The organism is Luteimonas sp. A611 (genome assembly GCF_054072715.1).
Map to the genome: position 1 here is coordinate 404,638 of NZ_JBSVRP010000002.1, position 22,480 is coordinate 427,117.

Here is a 22,480-nt window from a genome sequence, read left to right on the forward strand (position 1 = left end):
TGGCGGCGCCTGGTTCGCCTCAGCCTGACGCGTCGCCGTCGGCTGGCGGTGCCTGTTCCGGCACGGCGACCACCTGCGGCGCCTCGACTTCGTAACCCTTTGCGGCGAGCTGTGCGAGGTAGCCGTCGGGCGCGGTCACCAGCGACAGCGGCAGCATGGCGAAGCTGGTGGCGTGTTCCGCCAGCGCTTCCTCGGCCGCACCCAGCCACATCGCAGCCAGCCGCGGACGCACGTCATCGATGCCCAGCCGCTGCGCGAGCCCACTGCCGGTGACCGCATCGATGCAGGCCCTGTACTGGTTCTCCACCGGCAGCGCACGCAGGGTGTGGATATCGCCGGTGGCCCATGCGTTGGCCCGCTGGCGCATTGCTTCCAGGTCGGTCTCGATGCGCGAGAGGGTGCGGGCGAAACAGTCGGTGTCGGCCAGCGTGGTCGACTGGAACTCACGGATCGCCGCCTTCGGATCTTCGAGCTCGACCTTCAAGTTCACCGCGCGCAGCGTGATGCCATGGCGCTTGGCCATGCGCCGCACCTCCTTGTCGACGACATCCTCGCGCGCCAGTCCCGAGCGGCGCATCGCCGCCTCGTACAGCTCCTGCGCGGCGAAGATCGGACGCCAGCGTTCGACGCCGCGATCGCCGCCGAGATAGCGCTGCTTGAGCGGCGACCAGCGCGCGTAGAGCGCGGCCGGCACCACCTCCTGCAGGCTGCGCCCGTCCGGATTGCGTCGTGCCTTGAGCAGGGACGGGACCAGCATCAATCCGCGGAACATGCCTACGTCGGCATCGAGCGTGAACGAGGGCGGCAGCAGCACCTGCTGCGAGCGCGCCACCACCGATTCAACCCCGGCCGACTCCCACTCCATGCGTTTGGGCAGCGGCGACAGCGTGGCCAGGACGTACAGCGTGCGCCCGTCCTTGCGCACCTTCCACAGGCCGGGACCCGGCAGCGCGCCGGAGACGACTATGGTCTGGTGGTCGACGATGTCCGGACCGGTATCGGGCCCAGCTGCGCCCGCTGCTTCCACCTCCACCGGCGGCACGGGCTGCGCCTGCGCGAACACGATCGGCGGAAACAACAGCAGGACGAGGCACAGCATCCTGATCGGTCGCATCGAACATCCCAGTTGCAGTGGCAAGCGGCCACCGGCGCTCAGCGCTGAACCACCGCCAGGCGCTGCAGTTCCCGCGTCAGGGGATCCAGTAGTTCCAGGTCCCGATGCAATGACATACGCAGCTTCGTCCACGGCCGCGATACGGCCATGGACGGCACCGCAGTTGCCTGGATCCCACCGGTGGCGCGCGAAGTCAGCGCTTGCGATCCCCGCGGTCGCCCTGTCCGGACTTGACCGTGGTCTTGGCCGACTTCCTGACATCCTGGGACAGGGAGCGCCCGAGGTCGTCGCTTTCCTTGAACCTGCCTTCCGCGTCGCGTCGCACCAGCCGCTTGTCGCCATTGGGTGCGATCAGTTCACGCTTGCCGCTGCCGCTCTTCTTGGTCGCCACTGCCCGTCTCCGTGATCAACGACGGCGGCAGCGTACGCACGCACCGCTTGGCGCCGTGTGAAGCCATGCCTGCACGGCGCAGTGCCGTGGCAGGTAGACCCTTGCAGCCGCGCAGGAACGAAAAAACCCCCGACAGGATCGGGGGTTATTCGTATCGTCCGGACGTTGCCGGACGGTGTGTTGGTCGGGGTAGCCGGATTTGAACCGACGACCACTTGTCCCCCAGACAAGTGCGCTACCAGGCTGCGCTATACCCCGGATTGGCTGGCGATTATACGCGACGCAAGGGCCCGCGGGTCCGCCGGCGCCTGATCATTGTGTGGCGTCCGGCCGCAGTGCGGCTACCGCTTCAGCAGGACCAGGACTTCCTCCAGCTCCATGCGCACCTGGCGCACGATCTGGCTGCTCATCGCCGATTCCTGCTTGGCGTCCTCGCCCTCCAGCCGCAGGCGGGCGCCGCCGATGGTGTAGCCCTGCTCGTACAGCAGGCCGCGGATCTGGCGCACCATCAGCACGTCGTGGCGCTGGTAATAGCGGCGGTTGCCGCGGCGCTTGACCGGCTTGAGGCTCGGGAACTCGGTTTCCCAGTAGCGCAGCACGTGCGGCTTGACGTCGCACAGCTCGCTGACTTCGCCAATAGTGAAGTAGCGCTTGGCCGGGATCGCCGGGAGTTCGCGGTTGCTGCCGGGGTCAAGCATCGCGCGGCCCGATATAGGTTTCCACGCGTTCCTTGAGCTTCTGGCCCGGGCGGAAGGTGACGACGGTGCGCGCGGAGATCGGGATCTCCTCGCCGGTCTTGGGGTTGCGACCCGGGCGCTCGTTCTTGCGGCGGAGGTCGAAGTTGCCGAAGCCGGACAGCTTCACCTGCCGCCCCTTTTCCAGGCCCTCGCGCAGCACGCCGAAAAACGCGTCGACGAACTCCTTCGCCTCGCGCTTGTTGAGCCCGACTTCTTCGTAGAGCTTTTCGGCCATTTCCGCCTTCGTCAACGCCACGCCATCCCCCCGAGTGCCACGTCAGCTCCTGATCCTGGCGCCGTGCTCGTGCTGCAGCGCTGCGATGACCGCAGCGACCGCAACATCCACGTCACCCTCGGTGAGAGTGCGCGAATTATCTTGGAGAATCAAGCCAGTTGCGAGACTTCTGAATCCTGGATCGACCCCTTTGCCTACATAACGGTCGAACAGACGGAGCTCGGCCAACAGCGGGCCGGCGGCCTGGCGGACGGTGGCTTCCAGCGCCGACCAGGGCACGCCCTCCGGGGCGACGAACGCGAGATCCCGGCGTACCGACGGGAACCGGGACAGCGCGGTGGCGCGCGGCACGGCGCGCATGCGCAGCGGCTCCAGGTCTAGCTCGAAGGCCAGCACCGTGCCTTCCAGGTCCAGCGCCCGCAGCAGCCGCGGATGCAGTTCGCCGATCCAGCCCAGCCGCCGGGGCGCGTCGCCGTCGACGCGTACGACCTCGGCGCTGCGGCCCGGATGCCCATGCGGCGCATCCGAGGGGCGGTAATCCAGGCGCGCGCCGGTGCAGGCGGCAAGTGCCTCCAGGTCGCCCTTCAGGTCATGGAAATCCACGCCACGGACCGCCGCGCCCCATTGCTCGGCTTGCGCGCCGCCCTGGATCACCGCGGCAATGCGCGGCGTCTCGATCGGCGCCTCGCCATCTGCCGACGCGGCAAACACCTTGCCCAGCTCGAACAGGCGCACGCGCGACTGCTGGCGCGACAGGTTGCGCGCCGCGGCGGCCACCAGGCCGGGCAGCAGCCGGGTGCGCATCACGCCCAGTTCGGCGCTGAGCGGATTGGCCAGTGGCACCCCGCCCGCCTGCGCCTGCCAGGTGTGCAGCAGCCCCTCGTCGACGAAGGCGAAGTTCACCGCCTCGAAGTAGCCGCGCGCCGCCATCTGCGCGCGCAGCTCGTCCTCGCCCGCACGGGTTTCGCTCGGCACGGCGATGCGGGCCGCGCCCGCGGGCAGCGTGGTGGGGATCGCGTCGTAGCCGTGGATGCGGGCCACTTCCTCGATCAGGTCTTCCTCGATGGCGATGTCGAAGCGGCGGCTTGGCGCCACGACGTCCCAGCCCTCGTCGGTCGTCTTCACGTCCATGCCCAGCGCGCGCAGGATCCGGGCCACCTCGGCATCGGCGATGTCCAGGCCCAGCACGCGGGCCAGGCGGGCGCGACGCAGCGTGATCGCCTGCGGCTGCGGCAGGTGCGCCTCGAGCGCCGCCTCGACCACCGGGCCAGGCTGGCCGCCGGCGATGTCGAGGATCAGCCGCGTCGCCACTTCGATCGCATCGCGCGGCAGTTGCGGATCCACGCCGCGTTCGAAGCGGTGCGCGGCATCGGTGTGCATGCCGAGGCGGCGGCTGCGGCCGATGATCGCGGCCGGCGCGAAGTGCGCGGCCTCCAGGAACACGTTGCGCGTGACATCGGTGACGCGGGTATCGAAGCCACCCATCACGCCGGCCAGCGCGACCACGCGATCGGCGTCGGTGATGGCGAGGAACTCGTCGTCCAGCACCGCATCGCGGCCATCGAGCAGCTTGAGCGTTTCGCCCGTGCGGGCGCGGCGCACGCCTAACGGGCCCTTGAGCAGGTCGCGGTCGAAGGCGTGCATCGGCTGTCCGAGTTCGAGCATCACGTATTGGGTGACGTCGACCAGGAAGCTGACCGGGCGGATGCCGCTGCGGCGCAGGCGCTCTGCCATCCACGACGGCGTTGCCGCGGTTGCGTCCACGCCTTCGATCACGCGGCCGAGATAGCGCGGCGCATCGGCCTGGGCGCCGAGTTCGATCGGCAGCGTGGCCTCGATCGTGGCCGGCACGGATGCGGCGTCGAAGGGGGCCACCTCGCCGCCCAGCGCCGCTGCGACATCGAAGGCGATCCCGCGCAGGCTGAAGCAGTCGGCGCGGTTGGGGGTGAGCTTGATCTCGATGCTGGCGTCGGGGAGGCCGAGGTAGTCGGCGAGCGGCGTGCCGACCGGCGCGTCGTCGGGCAGCTCCAGCAGGCCGGCGGCGTCGACGTCGATGCCCAGCTCCCTGGCCGAGCACAGCATGCCGTTGGAGGCGACGCCGCGCAGCTTCGCGGCCTTGATGGTGAGCTCGCCGACCGTCGTGCCGATGGTGGCCAACGGCGCGACCAGGCCGGCACGCGCGTTGGGCGCGCCGCAGACGATCTGCAGCGGCTCGCCGGTGCCGGCGTCGACCTGGCAAACCTGCAGGCGGTCCGCTTCCGGATGCTTTTCCACAGAGACGATACGCGCAACCACCACGCCATCCAGCGCCTCGCCCAGCACCGTCACGTCCTCGACCTCCAGGCCGATCGCGGTGAGCACCTCGACCATGCGCGCACGCGTGGCGTCGGTGGGGACGTGTTGCCGGAGCCAGTTTTCGGAGAACTTCATTCCGTCACTCTCTCATTCTGTCATTCCGGGCGAAGCGAGGAATCTCCGCCGGCTTGCTGAAAAACAGATCCCTCCCCCGGATCGGGTCCGGGGTCGGGATGACAACCTGTGGGTCAGGCGAACTGCCTGAGGAAGCGCAAGTCGTTGTCGAAGAACGCGCGCAGGTCGTCGACGCCATAGCGCAGCATCGCCAGGCGCTCCACGCCCATGCCGAAGGCGAAACCGGTGTAGCGCTCGGGGTCGATGCCAACCGCACGCAGGACGTTGGGATGCACCATGCCGCAGCCCAGCACTTCCAGCCAGCGGGTGCTGCCGTCGGGGCGCTGCCAGGCGATGTCGACCTCGGCGCCGGGCTCGACGAAGGGGAAATAGCTGGGCCGGAAGCGCATCTCGAAATCGCGCTCGAAGAACGCGCGCACGAACTCGGCGAGCGTGCCCTTGAGGTCGGCGAAGGTGGAATGCTCGTCGACCAGCAGGCCTTCGCACTGGTGGAACATCGGCGAGTGGGTCTGGTCGGAGTCGGAGCGGTAGACCTTGCCCAGCGCGATCATCCGCAGCGGCGGCGCATGCTGGCCCATGTAGCGCACCTGCACGCCCGAGGTGTGGGTGCGCAGCAGGCGGCCGTCGCCGAAGTAGAAGGTGTCGTGCATGGCGCGCGCCGGGTGGTGCGGCGGGAAGTTCAGCGCCTCGAAGTTGTGCCAGTCGTCCTCGATCTCCGGGCCATCGGCGAGGTCGTAGCCGAGGCGGCCGAAGATGTCGGCCATGCGCTGCATGGTGCGGCTGATCGGGTGGATGCCGCCGCGGCCGGCGTCGCGCCCGGGCAGGGTCACGTCGATCGATTCGCCGGCCAGGCGCGCATCGAGCTCTGCATCCTCAAGCGCCACCTTGCGCGCCGACAGCGCCTGCCCCACCGCATCTCGCACGCGGTTGATTGCCTCGCCCACCGCCTTGCGCTGTTCGGCGGGCAGCGCGCCCAGCGACTTGAGCTGGGCGGTGATGCTGCCGCTCTTGCCCAACAGCGCCACACGCAGCGACTCGAGCGCGTCGGCGCTGGGTGCGGCGGCGATATCGGCCAGCGCCTGTTTCGACAGTGATTCGATGTCGCTCATCGAGCTTCCTCAGTTCCGGACCCGGTCCGGTCTTGCCGACGATCGAGCCGTCTGCCCCCTGTCATCCCCGATCCCGGACTTGCTCCGGGAGAGCGATCCGGCGTTGGCTGGACGGCAGCACCGTGGGGTGACAACACGGGAATGACGAGCGCGCAGTGCCCGGACCCTGAAAAAACGAATGGGGAAGGACTTGCGCCCTTCCCCATGCGTGTACAGCTTGTCTCCCGGCCACCGCCCGCGCCAAGCGCCGACGGCCGCGACGGGACACGTGCATTACGCCGCGAGCGCGCCCTTCGCCTTTTCGGTCAGCGCGGCAAACCCGGCCGCGTCGTGCACGGCGATGTCCGCCAGCACCTTGCGATCCAGGGTGATGCCGGCCTTCAGCAGCCCGTTCATGAAGCGGCTGTAGCTCAGGCCATTGATGCGGGCCGCCGCGTTGATGCGGACGATCCACAGCGAGCGGAAATTGCGCTTCTTCAGCTTGCGGCCGATGTAGGCATACTGCTCGGCCTTGATGACCGCCTGCTTGGCGACGCGGAAGACCTTGCGGCGGGCGTTGTAATAGCCCTTGGCACGGCCGATGACCTTCTTGTGGCGACGACGCGCCTGCACACCACGCTTTACTCTTGCCATTATTCAGCCCTCCTCAAAGGTACGGAAGCATGCGGTTCAGACGGCCCGCGTCCTCGGCACGAACATGGTTCGTCTGCCGGAGGTTGCGCTTCCGCTTGGTCGCTTTCTTGGTGAGGATGTGGCTGCGGTTGGCGTGGCCTGCCTTGTACTTGCCGGAAGCAGTCTTCCGGAAGCGTTTGGCCGCGCCCCGATGCGTCTTGATCTTGGGCATTGCGATTCCTTGGGGTCGTTTCTAGTACTGGCCCGGGCGGCGTCCGCGATTGCGGAAGCTCTTTCCGTCCTGCCTGGCCGGTGTGTAAGCCGCTGATTCCCGAAGGAAGCAGGGCAGGTCCAAAGGTGTTGCGTACAGCGCCCCGGAGAACCGGGCCGACCATTATGCCTGCTGGCGGGCGGGCCTGCAATTGCGAGGTTCGCCCTTCTGCTCCCTCCCCGCTCGCGGGGGAGGGCTGGGGTGGGGCGTTCCTGCTCCCTCCTCCGCTCGCGGGGGAGGGTTGGGGTGGGGGCAGGCCGGAGCGACGCAAAGTCCGTAAAAGCGAAGCGCGCCTTGCGGCGCGCTCCCCCACCCTTTGCCCCGCTCCGCGCCCCGGCCCCGCGCAGCGCGCAGGGCATTCATCGGCGCGCGGGCCCGTGGCCCGCAAGCGCGCCTCTTCAGCCCGTAAACGGGCGGAGGGGAACGGGGGTATCGCGGGCTTCGCCCGCGATTACTTCTTCTTCGGGGCGATCATCATGACCATCTGCCGGCCTTCCAGGCGCGGGCGCGATTCGATGACGATGTCCTCGCCGAGGTCGGCCTCGATCCGGGCGGCCATCTCGCGGCCGAGTTCCTGGTGGCTCATCTCGCGGCCACGGAAGCGGATGTTGACCTTGATCTTGTCGCCTTCCTCGATGAAACCGCGCATCTTGCGCAGCTTGATCTGGTAGTCGCCGTCGTCGGTGACCGGGCGGAACTTCACTTCCTTGATCTCGACCTGCTTGGACTTCTTCTTGGCCTCGTTGGCCTTCTTCTGCAAGTCGAACTTGAACTTGCCGAAGTCCATGATCTTGCACACCGGCGGATCCGCGTTGGGCTGGATCTCCACCAGATCGAGGCCCTCTTCCTGGGCCTTCTGCAATGCTTCGTCGCGCGACAACACGCCGACCATCTCTCCGTCGGAACCGATCACGCGTACGCGCGGTACGCGGATCTCGTTGTTACGGCGATTCTGCTTGTCCTGGGTGCTAATACTGCGTCTCCGGAATGGGGGTGGCGGGCGGCTCGGGGCACCCGCCGGGGGTGTAGGTACGGATTTTTAACGGATTCGGGCCACGATACAACCGTCAGTCGCGGGTTTCCGACAACAGGCGCGCGGCGAAGTCCTCGACCGGCATGCTGCCCAGGTCCTCGCCCGCGCGGGTCCGGACCGCGACCGCCCCGACCTCCTTCTCGCGATCGCCCACCACCAGCAGGTAGGGCACCCGCTGCATGGTGTGCTCGCGGATCTTGTAGCCGACCTTTTCGTTGCGCAGGTCGGATTCGACCCTGAATCCTTTGGAATTCAGCAGCTTGGCGACATCGGCCGCAGCATCCGCCTGGGCGTCGGTGATGTTCATCACCACCGCCTGGACCGGCGCCAGCCAGGCCGGGAACGAGCCTGCGTGGTGCTCGATCAGGATGCCGATGAAGCGCTCCATCGAGCCGACGATGGCCCGGTGCAGCATCACCGGGGTCTGCCGCTGGCTCTGTTCATCCACGTATTCAGCGCCCAGCCGGCCCGGCATCATGAAGTCGACCTGCATGGTCCCGAGCTGCCAGGTGCGCCCGATCGCGTCCTTGAGGTGGTATTCGATCTTGGGGCCGTAGAACGCGCCCTCGCCCGGCAGCTCCTGCCACTCCACGCCCGAGGCACGCAGCGCGTTGCGCAACGCATCCTCGGCCGTGTCCCAGGTGGCGTCGTCGCCCAGGCGCGGTTCGGGGCGCAGCGCGATCTTGATCTGGATGTCTTCGAAGCCGAAGTCGGCGTAGACACGCAGCGCCTGCGCGTGGAAGGCGCGTACTTCGTCCTCGACCTGCGCGGCCGTGCAGAACACGTGGCCATCGTCCTGGGTGAAGCCGCGCACGCGCAGGATGCCGTGCAGCGCGCCGGAGGGTTCGTTGCGATGGCAGGCGCCGAATTCGCCGTAGCGGATCGGCAGGTCGCGATAGCTGTGCAGGCCCTGGTTGAACACCTGCACATGGCCCGGGCAGTTCATCGGCTTGAGCGCATAGGTGCGCTTCTCCGATTCGGTGAAGAACATGTTGTCCTGGTAGTTGTCCCAGTGGCCGGACTTCTTCCACAGCTCCACGTCCAGGATCTGCGGGCAGCGCACCTCGCCGTAGCCGGTCTCGCGATAGACGCGGCGCATGTATTGCTCCACGACCTGCCAGATCGCCCAGCCCTTCGGGTGCCAGAACACCAGGCCCGGCGCCTCTTCCTGCAGGTGGAACAGGCCCTGCGCCTTGGCGATGCGGCGATGGTCGCGCTTTTCGGCTTCCTCGATGCGCTGGATATAGGCCTTGAGCTGCTTCTCGTCGGCCCAGGCGGTGCCGTAGATGCGCTGCAGCTGCTCGTTCTTCGAATCGCCGCGCCAGTAGGCGCCAGAGATGCGGGTGAGCTTGAAGGCCTTGAGGAACCGCGTGTTCGGCACGTGCGGGCCGCGGCACATGTCCACGTATTCCTGGTGGTGGTACAGGCCCATCGCGGTGATCTCCGGCGCCATGTCCTCGATCAGGCGCAGCTTGTAGTCTTCGCCGCGGGACTTGAACACCTCGATCACTTCGGCGCGCGGCGTCATCTTCTTGATGACGTCGTAGTCCTGCGCGATCAGCTCGCGCATGCGCTGCTCGATCGCCGCCAGATCATCAGGCGTGAACGGGCGCTCGGAGTGGATGTCGTAGTAGAAGCCTTCCTCGATCACCGGCCCGATCACCATCTTCGCGTCCGGATACAGCTGCTTGACCGCGTGGCCGACCAGGTGCGCGGCGGAGTGGCGGATGATCTCCAGGCCTTCCGCGTCCTTCGGGGTCAGGATCTGCAGCGTCGCGTCGCGGTCGATGAGGTCGCTTGCGTCCGCCTGGCGGCCATCGACCTTGCCGGCCACGGTGGCCTTGGCCAGGCCCGGACCGATCGACTGGGCGACGTCCATGACCGTGACGGGATGTTCGAACTCGCGGCGGCTGCCGTCTGGGAGGGTGATGGTGATCATGTCGGGCATCTGGAATCGGGAGTCTTGAACCGGCAGAACGGCAGCATCGCTGGACCGGATGGGGAAGCCGGTGCTACGGCCTCGCACGTCGCTGTTCGCGATGTCCGCGGCCGCCGGCCACAAAAAAAGCGCCACAAGGGCGCCCTGCGGGTGGCCTAGGGGGTACTCAGCGCTGGGCGGTGGTAGTGCTCATGTCGCACGCTCGGCCCGCGTTTCCGCAGGCCACCTCGTGGCGGATCTCCCGCGATTCTACCCCGTATCGGCGATTGTTGCGCTGCACCGCGGGGTGCGCGTGGTCGGTGGCATGATGCTGCGAGCCATCTGCAGCGGGCCGCATGAACATCCGGGGAAAAGCCACTTCGCTCGATATCGCGCACCTGGCGGGCGTGTCCCAGCCAACGGTTTCGCGCGCCCTGCGTGGCAGCCCGATGGTGAACGAGGAGACCCGGCGGCGGATCATGGCGATCGCCGAGGAACTCAATTACAAGGTCGACAAGAACGCCTCCAACCTGCGTGCGCAGCAGTCGGGCACGCTGGCGCTGCTGCTGTTCGAGGACCCGACCTCGGACGAATCGCACATCAATCCCTTCTTCCTGCCGATGCTGGGTTCGATCACGCGCGCCTGCGCACGTCGCGGCAAGGACCTGCTGATTTCGTTCCAGCAGCTGTCCAACGACTGGCACGCCGACTACGGCGACAGCCACAAGGCCGATGGGCTGATCCTGCTCGGCTACGGCGACTATCTCGCCTACCAGGGCAAGCTGGCCACGCTGATGTCGCAGGGCACGCCCTTCGTGCGCTGGGGCGCGGTGCTGCCAGGGCAGCCGGGCCTGTCGATCGGCTGCGACAACATCGGTGGCGGACACCAGGCCGGCACGCACCTTGCGGCGATCGGGCGCCGACGCGTCGCCTTCCTGGGCGATGCCTCAAGCCACTACCCAGAATTCCTGGAGCGCTACGAAGGCTGCGACGCGGCACTTCGCGAAGCCGGTTCCGGCCTGGACCGGGCGCTGCAAGCGGACGCGGAAAGCTCGGAAGACTCGGGCTACGCCGCCGCACAGGTACTGCTCGGGCGCGGACTGCCCTTCGACGCGGTCTTCGCGGCCAGCGACCTGATCGCGATCGGCGCCATGCACGCACTCGCCGAGCGCGGGCTTCGCATTCCCGAAGACGTGGCTGTGGTCGGCTTCGACGACATCCCCACCGCGCGCATGGCGACCCCGGCGCTGACCACGATCAACCAGAACACCACCCTGGCCGGGGAGCTGCTGGTGGACAGGCTGGTTGCCCTGGTGGAGGGGGCAGCGGCACAAAGCGAGCGGCTGCCCGCAACGCTGGTGGTGCGGCGTTCGAGCTGCGAGTCGACTGTGGCCTGAGAGCAACCGCGCGCAGGGCGTGGTGCGTAAGCGTCAACCGTCGCTGCCCCCGGCGTCGACCTGCCCGCCTGGCCGGTGCGCTGACATCGCCTGCGTCAGCAGCTGCAGCAGGCCGGCATCGTCCAGCGGCGCGTCGTACAGCAGCACGCGTACGCCGTGCGCCGGGACCTCGATGTCGACGCGCGCGGCGATCTGCACCGGGCTGCCGTCGAAGCCATCGCGCCAGATGCCGGGCTGCACCGGTCCGTCCAACACGATCTGCGCTGCGGTATCGCCCTTGTTGAGCAGCACCAGCGCGGTCTGTGCGATGCCGCCGTGCTGATGGACGCGGTAGAAGGCGGCCTGGTCGCCTTCCAGCTTGAGGTTGAGCTGGAGTCCGCGCTGCAGCGCCGGTGACTCGCGGCGCAGTCTCGCGATGCGCTGCAGCGAGGCATGGATCGGGCTCTGCGCAGCGGCATCGATGCGCGCCTGTCCGTAGTAGTTGCGGTTGCCGGCGTGCTCGGCGCGGCCGCGCATGAAGCCGGTTTCCGAGCCGTAGTACAGCACCGGGATCCCGCGCGCGGTGAACAGCCAGTTGTGCGCGTCGATGAAGCCCTCGTCGCTGGCGTCCATGCGCGGCATGTCGTGGTTGTCGTAGAAGGTGGCCAGGTCGTAGGGATTGGCATACGGGCCGCCCTGCAGGTGCAGCGCCGGCGCCAGCCGCTCGTAGCCCGCACGCTTGCGGCCGAACACCTCGTCCATCGCCTGCTTCATCGGGAAGTCGAGCACGCTGACCTCGCCGTGTCCCTTGTGCGTATGCACGGCGATATTGCTGGCCTCGTAGTCGAAGGCCTCGCCGAACATGAAGAAGCCCGGCCGCTTGCGACGGATGCGGTCGCTGAACTGCTGCCAGAAGCTGCCCGGCATCCAGCCGATGGTGTCGATGCGGAAGGCATCGGCGCCCTGGTCGATCCAGTGCTCGTAGGCGCCGGCCAGATACTCGAGTACCTGCGGATTGTCCGCATCGAAGTCGCTGAGCTGGGCCAGGTTGCCGTCGTAGATCGAACCCTGCGCGGCGTCCACCGGACCGACGTTGCTGTAGAAGGCATGCAGCGGATTGCCGGCCGGATCGAGCTGCTGCGGCGGCAGGTTCTGGTGGTCGGCCAGCAGCCGCCCGTCGCGGTCATACACGCGACCGAACATCGGCTGGCCCGATGGCATCGTCCATGCCGGCGAGCCGTGGTTGCCGACGATGTCCAGCACCAGCTTCATGTCGCGCGCATGCATCGCGCGCGCCAGGTCGGGGAACTCCATGCCGGGACTGGGCAGGTGCTCGTCGACGCGATGGAAGTTCACGCCCCAGTAGCCGTGGTAGCCGGACTTGCCGCGGTCGCTGAGGCTGCTGTCGCAGCCGGGCGCAGTGCCGCCAGTGAAGGCCTCGTCGGGGTTGTCGACGATGGGCGTGATCCAGACCGCGCCGAAACCCATGCCGTGGATGTAGTCGAGATTGTCGGCCAGTCCCCTGAAGTCGCCGCCCAGGTAGCCGATGTTGCCGGCGACGCCATCGCATGGCGGCAGCGGGATGTCGAAGCTGCGGTTGGCACCACCCTGGTCGCGATGGTCGTTGCCCGGATCGCCGTTGACGAAGCGGTCGGTGACTACGAAGTACACGGCATGGCTTGCGAACGGCTCGAGCGTGCCGTGCAGTTGATGGGAAGCGACGGAGTCGCGTGCCGCAGGCGCACGATTGGGCGCTTCTGTCCGCGCGCCACCGCAGGCGACAGTCAGGCAGGTGCTGGCGAGGACGGCGAGGATCGACGGACGCATGGTCAGGCTCCGGTGGCGGTGCGCGGCAGGGCGTGCGAGAGCGGCAGGCGCACGCGCAGCGTGCACAGCCCGGCAATGAACAGGCAGGCGCCACCAAGCACGAGCACCCGCAGAGGATCGCCGTCGAACAGCTTGGACAGCAGGACGCCCAGTGTGCTGACCGCGACCAGCTGCGGGATCACGATGAAGAAATTGAAGATGCCCATGTAGACGCCCATCTTCGCGGCCGGCAGGCTGTCGGACAGCATCGCGTACGGCAGCGACAGGATCGAAGCCCACGCAAAGCCCACGCCCACCATCGACAGCAGCAGCCACTGCGGATCGCGCACGAATGCGATCGACAGCAGGCCAAGGCCGCCGAGCCAGAGGTTGAGCAGGTGGCTGCCGCGCAGGCCGATGCGCCGCGCCAGCCACGGGATCGCGATGGCCGCGAACGCAGCGAAGCCGTTGTAGGCCGCGAACAGCACGCCCACCCAGTTGGCGCCTTCATTCCAGGCAGCCGACGCGGTGTCGGTGGTCGCGTAGTGGTGCCGCGTCACCGCCGCGGTGGTGTAGATCCACATGCAGAACAGACCGAACCAGGAGAAGAACTGCACCAGCGCCAGCTGCCGCATCGTGCCGGGCATCGCATGCAGGTCGGCGGTCAGCGTCGGCAGCATCGCGTCCCGCCGCAGCCGTGGCGCGAGCAGTCGCAGCAGGCCATAGGCCAGCGGCAGCGCAGCGAGCACGTACAGCAGGCGGTCCCAGCCCAGCAGCCAGACCGCGAGCACGCCCGCCGAGCCGACCAGCAGCCACGGCAGGCCGCCGCGCGCCGGAGGTACTTGCGCCGTATCCGCCGCGCCGCTGCCCTCGGGCTCGGCATCATCGAACGAACGCAGTACCTCGGGCGGATATTCGCGCGTGCGCAGGATCGTCCACAGGATCGCCAGCAACAGCACGGTGCCGCCAGCGTAGAAGGCGTAGCGCACGGTGTCCGGGACCTCGCCGGGCGCCGCGTTGTTGGGCACGCCCCATTTCGCCAGCAGCCACGGCAGCAGGCTGGCCACCACCGAACCTATGCCGATGAAGAAGCCCTGCATGGCATAGCCGATCGGGCGCTGCCTGGGCGACAACTGGTCGCCGACGAAGGCGCGGAACGGTTCCATCGACACGTTGAGCGAGGCGTCCAGGATCCACAGCATGCCCGCGGCGATCCACAGCTGCGGCGAGTTGGGCATCACGAACAGGGCCAGCGTGGAGAAGATCGCGCCCCACAGGAAGTAGGGACGGCGACGCCCGAGCCGCGTCCAGGTGCGATCGGAGAAGTAGCCGATCACCGGCTGCACCAGCAGGCCGGTCAGCGGCGCGGCGATCCACAGCCCCGGCACCTGCTCCATGTCCGCGCCGAGCGTCTGGAAGATGCGGCTGACGTTCGCGTTCTGCAGCGCGAAACCGAACTGGATTCCGAGGAACCCGAAACACATGTTCCAGATCTGCCAGAACGACAGCTGCGGCTTGCTCGCCATGCGAACCCTGCTCCCCGTGTGCGCCGCCCGCATTGTCACCGCTTTGTCGGCGGTCGTGCTTGCAGCGCGGCAGCAGGCGGTGGCCGTTCACGGACTCGCCAGAACGACACTCCATGCCTTGTTTTCAGGCCTATCGTGCCGACGGCAGGCACGGGCGCCGTGCGCGCACGCACGTTTCATGCATACGTATTCATACGCCAACACGGCCCTCGACAGGCTTCAAGGCACAGCCGCTGTGGAATAGTGCCGTCCGTCCAGAGCAGGTCGGAGTCACGTGTGGCAGCGGACGTTTCAACAACGGAGTGGTGGCGTGGCGCGGTGATCTACCAGGTCTACCCGCGCAGCTTCAGGGACACCGATGGCGACGGCGTCGGCGATCTGCCTGGCATTGTCGAGCGGCTCGACTACATCGCCTCGCTGGGCGTGGACGCGATCTGGATCTCGCCGTTCTTCAAATCACCGATGGCCGATTTCGGCTACGACATCGCCGACTACCGCGACGTCGATCCGCTGTTCGGCACGCTGGCGGACTGCGACCGCCTGCTGGCGAAGGCGCACGGCCTCGGTATCCGCGTGGTGATCGACCAGGTGCTCAGCCACACCTCCGACCAGCACGAATGGTTCCGCGAAAGCCGCATGGATCGCGACAACCCGAAGGCGGACTGGTACGTGTGGGCCGACCCGCGCGAGGACGGCACACCGCCCAACAACTGGATGTCGCTGTTCGGCGGCATTGCCTGGCGCTGGGAGCCGCGCCGCGAGCAGTACTACCTGCACAACTTCCTCGCCGCGCAGCCGGACCTGAACTTCCACAACCCGGACGTGCAGGCAGCGACCCTGGACAACGTGAAGTTCTGGCTCGACCGCGGCGTCGACGGACTGCGCCTGGACGCGATCAACTTCTGTTTCCACGACCGCCAGCTGCGCGACAACCCGCCCAAGCCCGCACACCTGCGCGCAGGCCGCGGCTTCAGCACCGACAACCCTTACGCCTACCAGTACCACTGGCACAACAACACCCAGCCCGAGAACCTGCCGTTCCTCGAATCGCTGCGCGCCCTGCTCGACCGCTATCCCGGCGCCACCACGCTCGGCGAGATTTCCTCGGAGGACTCGCTCGCCACGACCGCCGAGTACGTCAACCCGCAGCGACTGCACATGGGCTACAGCTTCGAGCTGCTGACCAACGACTTCAGTGCAGCCTACATCCGCGGCACCGTCGAGCGCCTTGAAGCAGCGATGACCGACGGCTGGCCTTGCTGGGCGATCTCCAACCACGACGTGCAGCGCGCGGTGACGCGCTGGGGCGGCGCCGACGCCGGCCCCGATTTCGCGAAGATGCTGGTCGCACTGGTGTGTTCGCTGCGCGGTTCGGTGTGCCTGTACCAGGGCGAGGAACTCGGCCTGCCGGAAGCCGACGTCCCCTTCGAAGCGCTGCAGGATCCCTATGGCGTCACCTTCTGGCCGAATTTCAAGGGTCGCGACGGATGCCGCACGCCGATGCCGTGGGACGACAGTGAGCTGGCGGGATTCACCGTCGGCAGGCCGTGGCTGCCGGTGCCAACGGAACACCTTGCGCTGAGCGTCGAGGCGCAGGATGGGAAGCCGGAATCCGTGCTCAATGCCACGCGGGCCTTCCTTGCGTGGCGCCGCAACCAGCCGGCGCTGGTAGGAGGCAGGATCCGTTTTCTCGATACGCCCGAACCGGTGCTGGCGTTCGTGCGGGAAAGCGATACCCAGCGGATGGTTGTCGCGTTCAACCTGTCGAACGAGGCCACGACGCTGCACCTTCCGCTGAACCTGGGGGCAGCGATCACGCTCGATGTCGAAGGGCTGCCACGTTGCGACGTTCGCGCAGACAACGTCGATCTCCCACCACACCGCGCGTGGTTCGGCTCTCTCGACGCGGATACGCAAGGTCTCGCCTGATCCATCCATCTTGTGGCTGGATCCCGCATGAATACGTATGCAGGACGGCCCCGGCGCTGTGCACCACGCCTACCATTCAACCATGCAATCAGCACGAGCGCCGGCGCGTCGTCGGCGTCTTGATTCGCAGAACCAGCATTCCTTCGGGAGGGGACAATGTTGACACCAGAACGCAACCTGTTGAGTGTGGCACTGGCATCGGCCATCGCGCTGGCAGCGTCGAATGCGCACGCGCAAACCGCTGAGGTGGACCAGGATCCGCAAACCGCCAACGACGTGATGGAACTCGAGACCGTGATGGTGACGGGCATCCGCCGCGGCATCGAGGACGCGATCTCGACCAAACGCGAAGCCACCTCGATCGTCGAAGTAATCTCGGCCGAGGACATCGGCAAGCTGCCCGACGTCAGCATCGGCGAGTCGATCTCGCGCCTGCCGGGCGTTTCCGCGCAGCGCGTCGCCGGTCGCGCCCAGGTCATCAGCGTCCGAGGCCTGTCGCCTGACTTCTCGACGACGCTGCTCAACGGCCGCGAGATGGTGAGCACTGGCGACAACCGCAGCGTCGAGTTCGACCAGTACCCGTCGGAGCTCGTGAGCGGCGTGACGATCTACAAGACGCCCGATGCCGGGCTGATCGGCCAGGGTCTGTCCGGCACGCTCGACATGCAGACCGCGCGCCCGCTGAACTTCAGCGACACCGTGGTCGCGGTCAGCGGCCGCTACCAGGAGAGCTCGCTCGGCTCGGCCGGCAACGTCGGCGACGACGGCAGCCGCTTCAACGCCAGCTACATCGACCAGTTCGCCGACGGCACGTTCGGCGTATCGATCGGCTGGTCGCACTCGAACACGCCGATCCAGGAGAACCAGGTCGGCCTTTACGAGCCGTGGCAGGCGATCGGCGACAACTGGCGCCCCGGCGTCGCTGCAGGCACCTACTACTCCGACGGCATCAAGGCCCTGCGCCGCACCGGCAAGCTCGAGCGCGACGGCGTGATGGCGACGCTGCAGTACCGTCCGTCGAACGCCTGGACCAGCACCCTCGACCTGTTCTACTCCAAGGCCGAGCAGGTCGATACGGCCAACCAGTTTGAAGTCCCGCTCGGCGATTACAACGGAACGGGCGGCGCGGTCCGGCTCGACGTCACCGACCCGCGCATCAACGGCAACAACACCTTCACCGGCGGCACCGCCAACAACGTCTATCCGCTGGTCCGCGGCATGTACAACAGCCGCGAGGACAAGATCGAAGCCTTCGGCTGGAACAATGATTTCAGCGTTGGCGCGGCACGCGTCGTCGCCGACATCAGCTGGTCGCGCACAACGCGCGATGAGCTGGGCCTCGAGAACAATACGCAGCTGATGCCGCAACCGCAGCTCGACAGCCTCCAGCTCGACTTCCGCACCGACGGCTTCTCGCAGCTGGTGCCGGGCCGGGACTATTCCAATCCCGATGCGCTCTTCCTCACCAACACGATCTACGGCTCCGGCTATGGCAAGACGCCGCGCGTCGAAGATGAACTGACCGCGTTCAAGCTCGCCGCCTCGCTGCCGCTGGACGGTTTCGTGTCGGACCTCGACATCGGCCTCAACTACGCGGACCGTTCCAAGAACAAGCGCCAGCCGGAGGGCAGCATCAACCTCGGGCCGCAGGGCGACACCCCCATCGCGGGTGACCTGCAGTACGGCCTGGTGGACCTGGGCTTCGCCGGCGTGGGCTACATCCCCGCGTGGAACGTGCCAGGGGCCGTTGCCCGCTACATGACCTTCGATCCCGTCGAGGACCTCGACTACCTGATCCCGAAGGCATGGGCCGTCGACGAGCAGATCAGCACCGGCTTCGCGAAGGCCAACATCGACACCAACTGGGGCAACGTCGGCGTTCGCGGCAACTTCGGCATCCAGGTCCAGCATGCCGACCAATCGTCCAGCGCGAACTACTGGGACGGCTCGCAGCCGGTCGGCAGCCAGGTGATCCCGATCACCAAGGGCAAGACGTATACCGACATCCTGCCGAGCCTGAACCTCGCATTCCTGTTCGAGAACGACAGCACCTTGCGCGTCGCCCTGGCCCGCCAGGTCGCGCGTCCGCGCGTCGACCAGCTGCGCGCATCGATGGAGTTCGGCGTCGACACCTCGACCGGCATCCCGGGCGCCAGCGGCGGAAACCCCGAACTCGATCCCTGGCGCGCCAACGCCTTCGACATCTCCTACGAGAAGTACTTCGGCAACCGCGCCTACGTGGCCGCCGCCTACTTCTACAAGGACCTGCGCAGCTACATCTACACGCAGACGCGCGACGGCTACGACTTCACCGACCAGGTCGCCTCATGGCTGGAAGCCAACGGCGCGACCCTGCCGCCCGGCATCGTGGTGTCGAACGAGGGTCGCTACTCGGCGCCATTCAACGGCTCCGGCGGCAAGCTGCAGGGCCTCGAGCTGTCCGCTTCGCTGCCGCTGGACCTGGTGTTCGGCGACGCGATGCGCGGCTTCGGCGTCATCGCCAGCGCGAGCTTCAACGACAGCGACATCACCATCCTCGCGCCGGAGAACGAGAGCAGCGTCGGCACCGATCCGATCACCCTGCCCGGCCTGTCGGACCGCGTCTACAACCTGACCGCCTACTTCGAGCGCAACGGTTTCGAAGCGCGCGTCAGCCAGCGTCGCCGCTCCGACTTCATCGGCGAGATCGGCAATTTCTCCGGCGAACGCACCCTGCGCTACGTGGTCGGCGAGAACATCACCGACGCCCAGGTGAGCTACAGCTTCGGCGCCCAGAGCGCGCTGTCCGGCATGACCCTGCTGCTGCAGGCCAGCAACCTGACCGACGAGTCCTACCGGACGTACTCGGGCAGCAAGGACCGCCCACTCGAACGCATCGAATGGGGTCGTACCTATGTCCTCGGCATGAATTACCGGTTCTGATTCCCTCCCACCGGACATGCTCGCCCCCGCCGGATTCCTCCTCCGGCGGGGGTTTTTTCTGTTCCCGCCGTGCCTGCATCCGGACTGCCGCGCTCGTCAGCGCGCGCGGCGATGAGACCGCCGATGCGGCGCCACGGCTCTTGCCGGGTGCGATTCCAGACCGGCGTCCCGGCGGGAGCCGGGCGGATGCAGGCTGGATTACGCCGGCGCTGCAGCCGGGGGTCGCCGCCGAAGCGGAAGAACAATGGCGTGCGCCATCAGCATCCCGCGGACGCGCTGCAGGACAGCACAGGGCCGCAGGATATGCAGAAGCTTAGGAATCCACGCATCGCGTGGTGGGCGGTGAGGGTTTCGAACCCCCGACCCCTACCATGTCAAGGTAGTGCTCTACCGCTGAGCTAACCGCCCGAAAAGCGCGATCGGGCGAGGCCCGATGCCCCCGCCCGCGGAAGGGCTGGAGGACCCGCCATCGCGGCGGGAGACGAATTCTAGCGGAACCTGGCGGCGGTTGCCATCGGGTGCGCGCTTCGCGCGTGCCCCCATCCCAACCTTCCCCCGCGAGCGGGGGAAGGGGCCAACCGCGCCTTCCCTCCCCGCGAGCGGGGGAAGGGGCCAACCGCGCCTTCCCCTGCTTGCGGGGAGGGCCAGTCGCTCCCCGGGCCCGGGGGCCATCACTCCCTCCCCCGCTTGCGGGGGAGGGCTGGGGTGGGGGCCACCGGTCGCAGGAACCCCGACGAAGTCGCCACCGTCTTGCCCCCATCCCGGCCTTCCCCCGCGAGCGGGGGAAGGGGCAGAGCGGCCGCTCACCCCGCCAAGGTTGCCTCCCTGATCTTCCGGATCTCGTCGCGCACCCGCGCCGCATCCTCGAACTCCAGGTCGCGGGCGTGCTGGTACATCTGCTGTTCCAGGGACTTGAGCCGGGCGGCGAGCTTGGCCGGGTCGAGCGTGGCGTAGTCCTCGGCCTGGTCAGCCACGCGCCTGGCCCTGCCGGCGGCGGTGCGGGCCGCGGCAGGCTCGTCGCGAGCGCCTTCCATGACGTCCATCACCGCACGCACCACCGACTGCGGGGTGATGCCGTGCTCGGCGTTGTACTCGACCTGCTTCTGCCGACGGCGGTCGGTTTCGTCGATCGCGCGCCGCATCGAATCGGTGACCCGGTCCGCGTACAGGATGGCCTTGCCGCGCAGGTTGCGGGCGGCGCGGCCGATGGTCTGGATCAGCGAACCGGTCGAGCGCAGGAAGCCTTCCTTGTCCGCGTCCAGGATCGCCACCAGCGACACCTCCGGCATGTCCAGGCCTTCGCGCAGCAGGTTGATGCCCACCAGCACGTCGAACCTGCCCAGGCGCAGGTCGCGGATGATCTCCACGCGCTCCACCGTGTCCACGTCCGAGTGCAGGTAACGCACGCGCACGTCGTGCTCGCCCAGGTATTCGGTGAGGTTCTCGGCCATGCGCTTGGTGAGCGTGGTGATCAGCACGCGGTCGCCCATCGCCACGCGCTTGGTGATTTCGCCAAGCACGTCGTCCACCTGGGTGGCGACGGGGCGAATCTCGACCTCCGGGTCGATCAGGCCGGTCGGGCGCACGAGCAGTTCCACCACCTGCCCTTCCGACTTCTCGATCTCGTACTTGCTCGGCGTGGCCGAGACGAAGATCGTGCGCGGCGAGCGCAGCTCCCATTCCTCGAACTTCAGCGGCCGGTTGTCCAGCGCCGAGGGCAGCCGGAAACCGAACTCCACCAGCGTCTCCTTGCGCGAGCGGTCGCCCTTGTACATCGCGCCCACCTGCGGCACGGTCACGTGCGATTCGTCGACCACCAGCAGCGCGTCCGGCGGCAGGTAGTCGAACAGGCACGGTGGCGCCTCGCCGGGCATGCGGCCGGTGAGATGGCGCGAATAGTTCTCAACGCCCGTGCAGTAGCCGACCTCGGCCATCATCTCCAGGTCGAACTGGGTGCGCTGCTGCAGGCGCTGCGCCTCGACCAGCTTGTTCTGCGCGTAGAACTGCTCCAGCCGCAGCGGCAGTTCGAGCTTGATCGCCTCGACCGCCTCCAGCGTGGTGCGGCGCGTGGTGACGTAGTGCGACTTGGGGTAGATGGTGTAGCGCGCCAGCGTGCGCTTGGTTTCGCCGGTCAGCGGATCGAACTGGGTCAGCTTCTCGATCTCGCCGTCGAACAGCTCGATGCGCAGCGCCTCGTCGTCGGACTCTGCCGGATGCACGTCCACCACCTCGCCGCGCACGCGATAGGTACCGCGGCGCAGTTCGGTGTCGTTGCGCGCGTACTGCATCTCGGTGAGGCGCCGGATCAGCTCGCGCTGGTCGATGCGCTCGCCGCGCACCATGTGCAGCACCATCCGGAAGTATTCGTTCGGATCGCCCAGGCCGTAGATCGCCGAGACCGTGCACACGATGATCGCGTCGCGCCGCTCCAGCAGCGCCTTGGTCGCCGACAACCGCATCTGCTCGATGTGTTCGTTCACCGAGCTGTCCTTCTCGATGAAGGTGTCGGTGGACGGCACGTACGCCTCGGGCTGGTAATAGTCGTAGTAGCTGACGAAATACTCGACCGCGTTGTGCGGGAAGAACGACTTGAACTCGCCGTACAGCTGCGCCGCCAGGGTCTTGTTCGGCGCCATCACCAGGGTCGGCTTCTGCACCTGCTGGATCACGTTGGCGATCGTGTAGGTCTTGCCCGATCCGGTCACGCCCAGCAGTGTCTGCCGCGCCAGCCCGCTCTCGAAGCCCTCGACCAGCTTCTCGATCGCCTGCGGCTGGTCGCCCGCCGGCTGGTACGGCGCGACGAGCTGGAAGCTTGCGGGGTGAAGAGCTGAGGTCATGTGGGTCCAGTGTAGGAGCGGCTTCAGCCGCGATCAAAACCGCCAGGAGACAGGCCTCGGCGGCCATCGCCCGGCGCCCGTCCGCCGATTTGCGCGGCCAGCCCGGCCCGGCGGGTTTCCGGGCCGGTTGCACCCATCCTCCACGTGCGCCGAGAGGCGGCCCTGCTGGAAATGGGGCCAGGCGGGGAGTTTTCCTACCCCCGTCTCCTTTGCGGCCCGACTTCGCATCCGTGC

General features: G+C 67.5%; 16 protein-coding genes and 2 tRNA genes. 3 read left to right on the forward strand and 15 right to left on the reverse strand.

The annotated features are described in order from the left end of the window. Positions 1-19: 19 nt before the first annotated feature. The 11 genes from ACW5EG_RS12140 to thrS form a co-directional block, all read right to left on the reverse strand. Positions 20-1,114: a TraB/GumN family protein gene (locus ACW5EG_RS12140; protein WP_457021615.1), complete on the reverse strand. Its 1,095-nt coding sequence runs from the start codon at positions 1,112-1,114 to the stop codon at positions 20-22. 193 nt (positions 1,115-1,307) lie between these two features. Then, the gene (locus tag ACW5EG_RS12145; protein WP_457021617.1) at positions 1,308-1,505 is read right to left on the reverse strand and encodes a hypothetical protein; all 198 of its coding nucleotides are present in this window, start codon (positions 1,503-1,505) and stop codon (positions 1,308-1,310) included. A 181-nt stretch (positions 1,506-1,686) separates the two neighbouring features. After that, positions 1,687-1,763: transfer RNA gene (locus tag ACW5EG_RS12150), tRNA-Pro, on the reverse strand. An 83-nt stretch (positions 1,764-1,846) separates the two neighbouring features. After that, a complete protein-coding gene (locus ACW5EG_RS12155; RefSeq protein ID WP_457018721.1) occupies positions 1,847-2,203 on the reverse strand; it encodes a MerR family transcriptional regulator in 357 nt (118 codons plus the stop codon). Further along, positions 2,196-2,498, reverse strand: coding sequence for an integration host factor subunit alpha (locus tag ACW5EG_RS12160; RefSeq protein ID WP_457018720.1), 303 nt, complete (start codon positions 2,496-2,498; stop codon positions 2,196-2,198). The genes ACW5EG_RS12155 and ACW5EG_RS12160 overlap by 8 nt, the downstream gene beginning before the upstream one ends. Positions 2,499-2,519: 21 nt before the next feature. Continuing rightward, on the reverse strand, positions 2,520-4,907 hold the full coding sequence (gene pheT, locus ACW5EG_RS12165; protein ID WP_457021619.1) for a phenylalanine--tRNA ligase subunit beta: 2,388 nt from the start codon (positions 4,905-4,907) through the stop codon (positions 2,520-2,522). A gap of 113 nt (positions 4,908-5,020) precedes the next feature. Further along, entirely contained in the window at positions 5,021-6,016 is a 996-nt protein-coding gene (gene pheS, locus ACW5EG_RS12170) for a phenylalanine--tRNA ligase subunit alpha (protein WP_457018718.1), read from the reverse strand. Positions 6,017-6,289: 273 nt separating this feature from the next. Further along, positions 6,290-6,649, reverse strand: coding sequence for a 50S ribosomal protein L20 (gene rplT, locus ACW5EG_RS12175; protein ID WP_457018717.1), 360 nt, complete (start codon positions 6,647-6,649; stop codon positions 6,290-6,292). A gap of 13 nt (positions 6,650-6,662) precedes the next feature. Beyond that, positions 6,663-6,860, reverse strand: a complete 198-nt coding sequence (rpmI, locus tag ACW5EG_RS12180) for a 50S ribosomal protein L35 (RefSeq protein ID WP_141622780.1) — start codon at positions 6,858-6,860, stop codon at positions 6,663-6,665. A 490-nt stretch (positions 6,861-7,350) separates the two neighbouring features. Then, the gene (gene infC / locus ACW5EG_RS12185) at positions 7,351-7,872 is read right to left on the reverse strand and encodes a translation initiation factor IF-3 (RefSeq protein ID WP_457018864.1); all 522 of its coding nucleotides are present in this window, start codon (positions 7,870-7,872) and stop codon (positions 7,351-7,353) included. Between the two features lie 94 nt (positions 7,873-7,966). Further along, on the reverse strand, positions 7,967-9,871 hold the full coding sequence (gene thrS, locus ACW5EG_RS12190) for a threonine--tRNA ligase (RefSeq protein ID WP_457021812.1): 1,905 nt from the start codon (positions 9,869-9,871) through the stop codon (positions 7,967-7,969). Positions 9,872-10,206: 335 nt separating this feature from the next. Here thrS and ACW5EG_RS12195 point away from each other — a divergent pair, with 335 nt between their 5' ends. Next, positions 10,207-11,247, forward strand: a complete 1,041-nt coding sequence (locus tag ACW5EG_RS12195; protein WP_457021621.1) for a LacI family DNA-binding transcriptional regulator — start codon at positions 10,207-10,209, stop codon at positions 11,245-11,247. 33 nt (positions 11,248-11,280) lie between these two features. On the opposite strand, the gene ACW5EG_RS12200 is transcribed toward ACW5EG_RS12195, so the two are convergent. Together ACW5EG_RS12200 and ACW5EG_RS12205 are read right to left on the reverse strand one after the other, a co-directional pair. Beyond that, complete coding sequence (locus ACW5EG_RS12200) at positions 11,281-13,053, reverse strand: alpha-amylase family glycosyl hydrolase (protein ID WP_457021623.1); 1,773 nt, start codon at positions 13,051-13,053, stop codon at positions 11,281-11,283. 2 nt (positions 13,054-13,055) lie between these two features. Then, positions 13,056-14,558 (reverse strand): MFS transporter, encoded by a 1,503-nt coding sequence (locus ACW5EG_RS12205; protein ID WP_457018714.1) that lies wholly within the window; start codon positions 14,556-14,558, stop codon positions 13,056-13,058. Positions 14,559-14,834: 276 nt separating this feature from the next. On the opposite strand from ACW5EG_RS12205, the gene ACW5EG_RS12210 reads away from it, so the two are divergent. Continuing rightward, positions 14,835-16,487, forward strand: a complete 1,653-nt coding sequence (locus tag ACW5EG_RS12210) for an alpha-glucosidase family protein (RefSeq protein WP_457021625.1) — start codon at positions 14,835-14,837, stop codon at positions 16,485-16,487. 156 nt (positions 16,488-16,643) lie between these two features. Further along, positions 16,644-19,409 (forward strand): TonB-dependent receptor, encoded by a 2,766-nt coding sequence (locus tag ACW5EG_RS12215; protein WP_457018712.1) that lies wholly within the window; start codon positions 16,644-16,646, stop codon positions 19,407-19,409. A 333-nt stretch (positions 19,410-19,742) separates the two neighbouring features. Here the strand turns inward: ACW5EG_RS12215 and ACW5EG_RS12220 are convergent. Together ACW5EG_RS12220 and uvrB are read right to left on the reverse strand one after the other, a co-directional pair. After that, positions 19,743-19,817 (reverse strand) — tRNA-Val (locus ACW5EG_RS12220). A 395-nt stretch (positions 19,818-20,212) separates the two neighbouring features. Continuing rightward, positions 20,213-22,246: an excinuclease ABC subunit UvrB gene (gene uvrB, locus ACW5EG_RS12225; RefSeq protein ID WP_457018711.1), complete on the reverse strand. Its 2,034-nt coding sequence runs from the start codon at positions 22,244-22,246 to the stop codon at positions 20,213-20,215. Positions 22,247-22,480 lie beyond the last annotated feature (234 nt).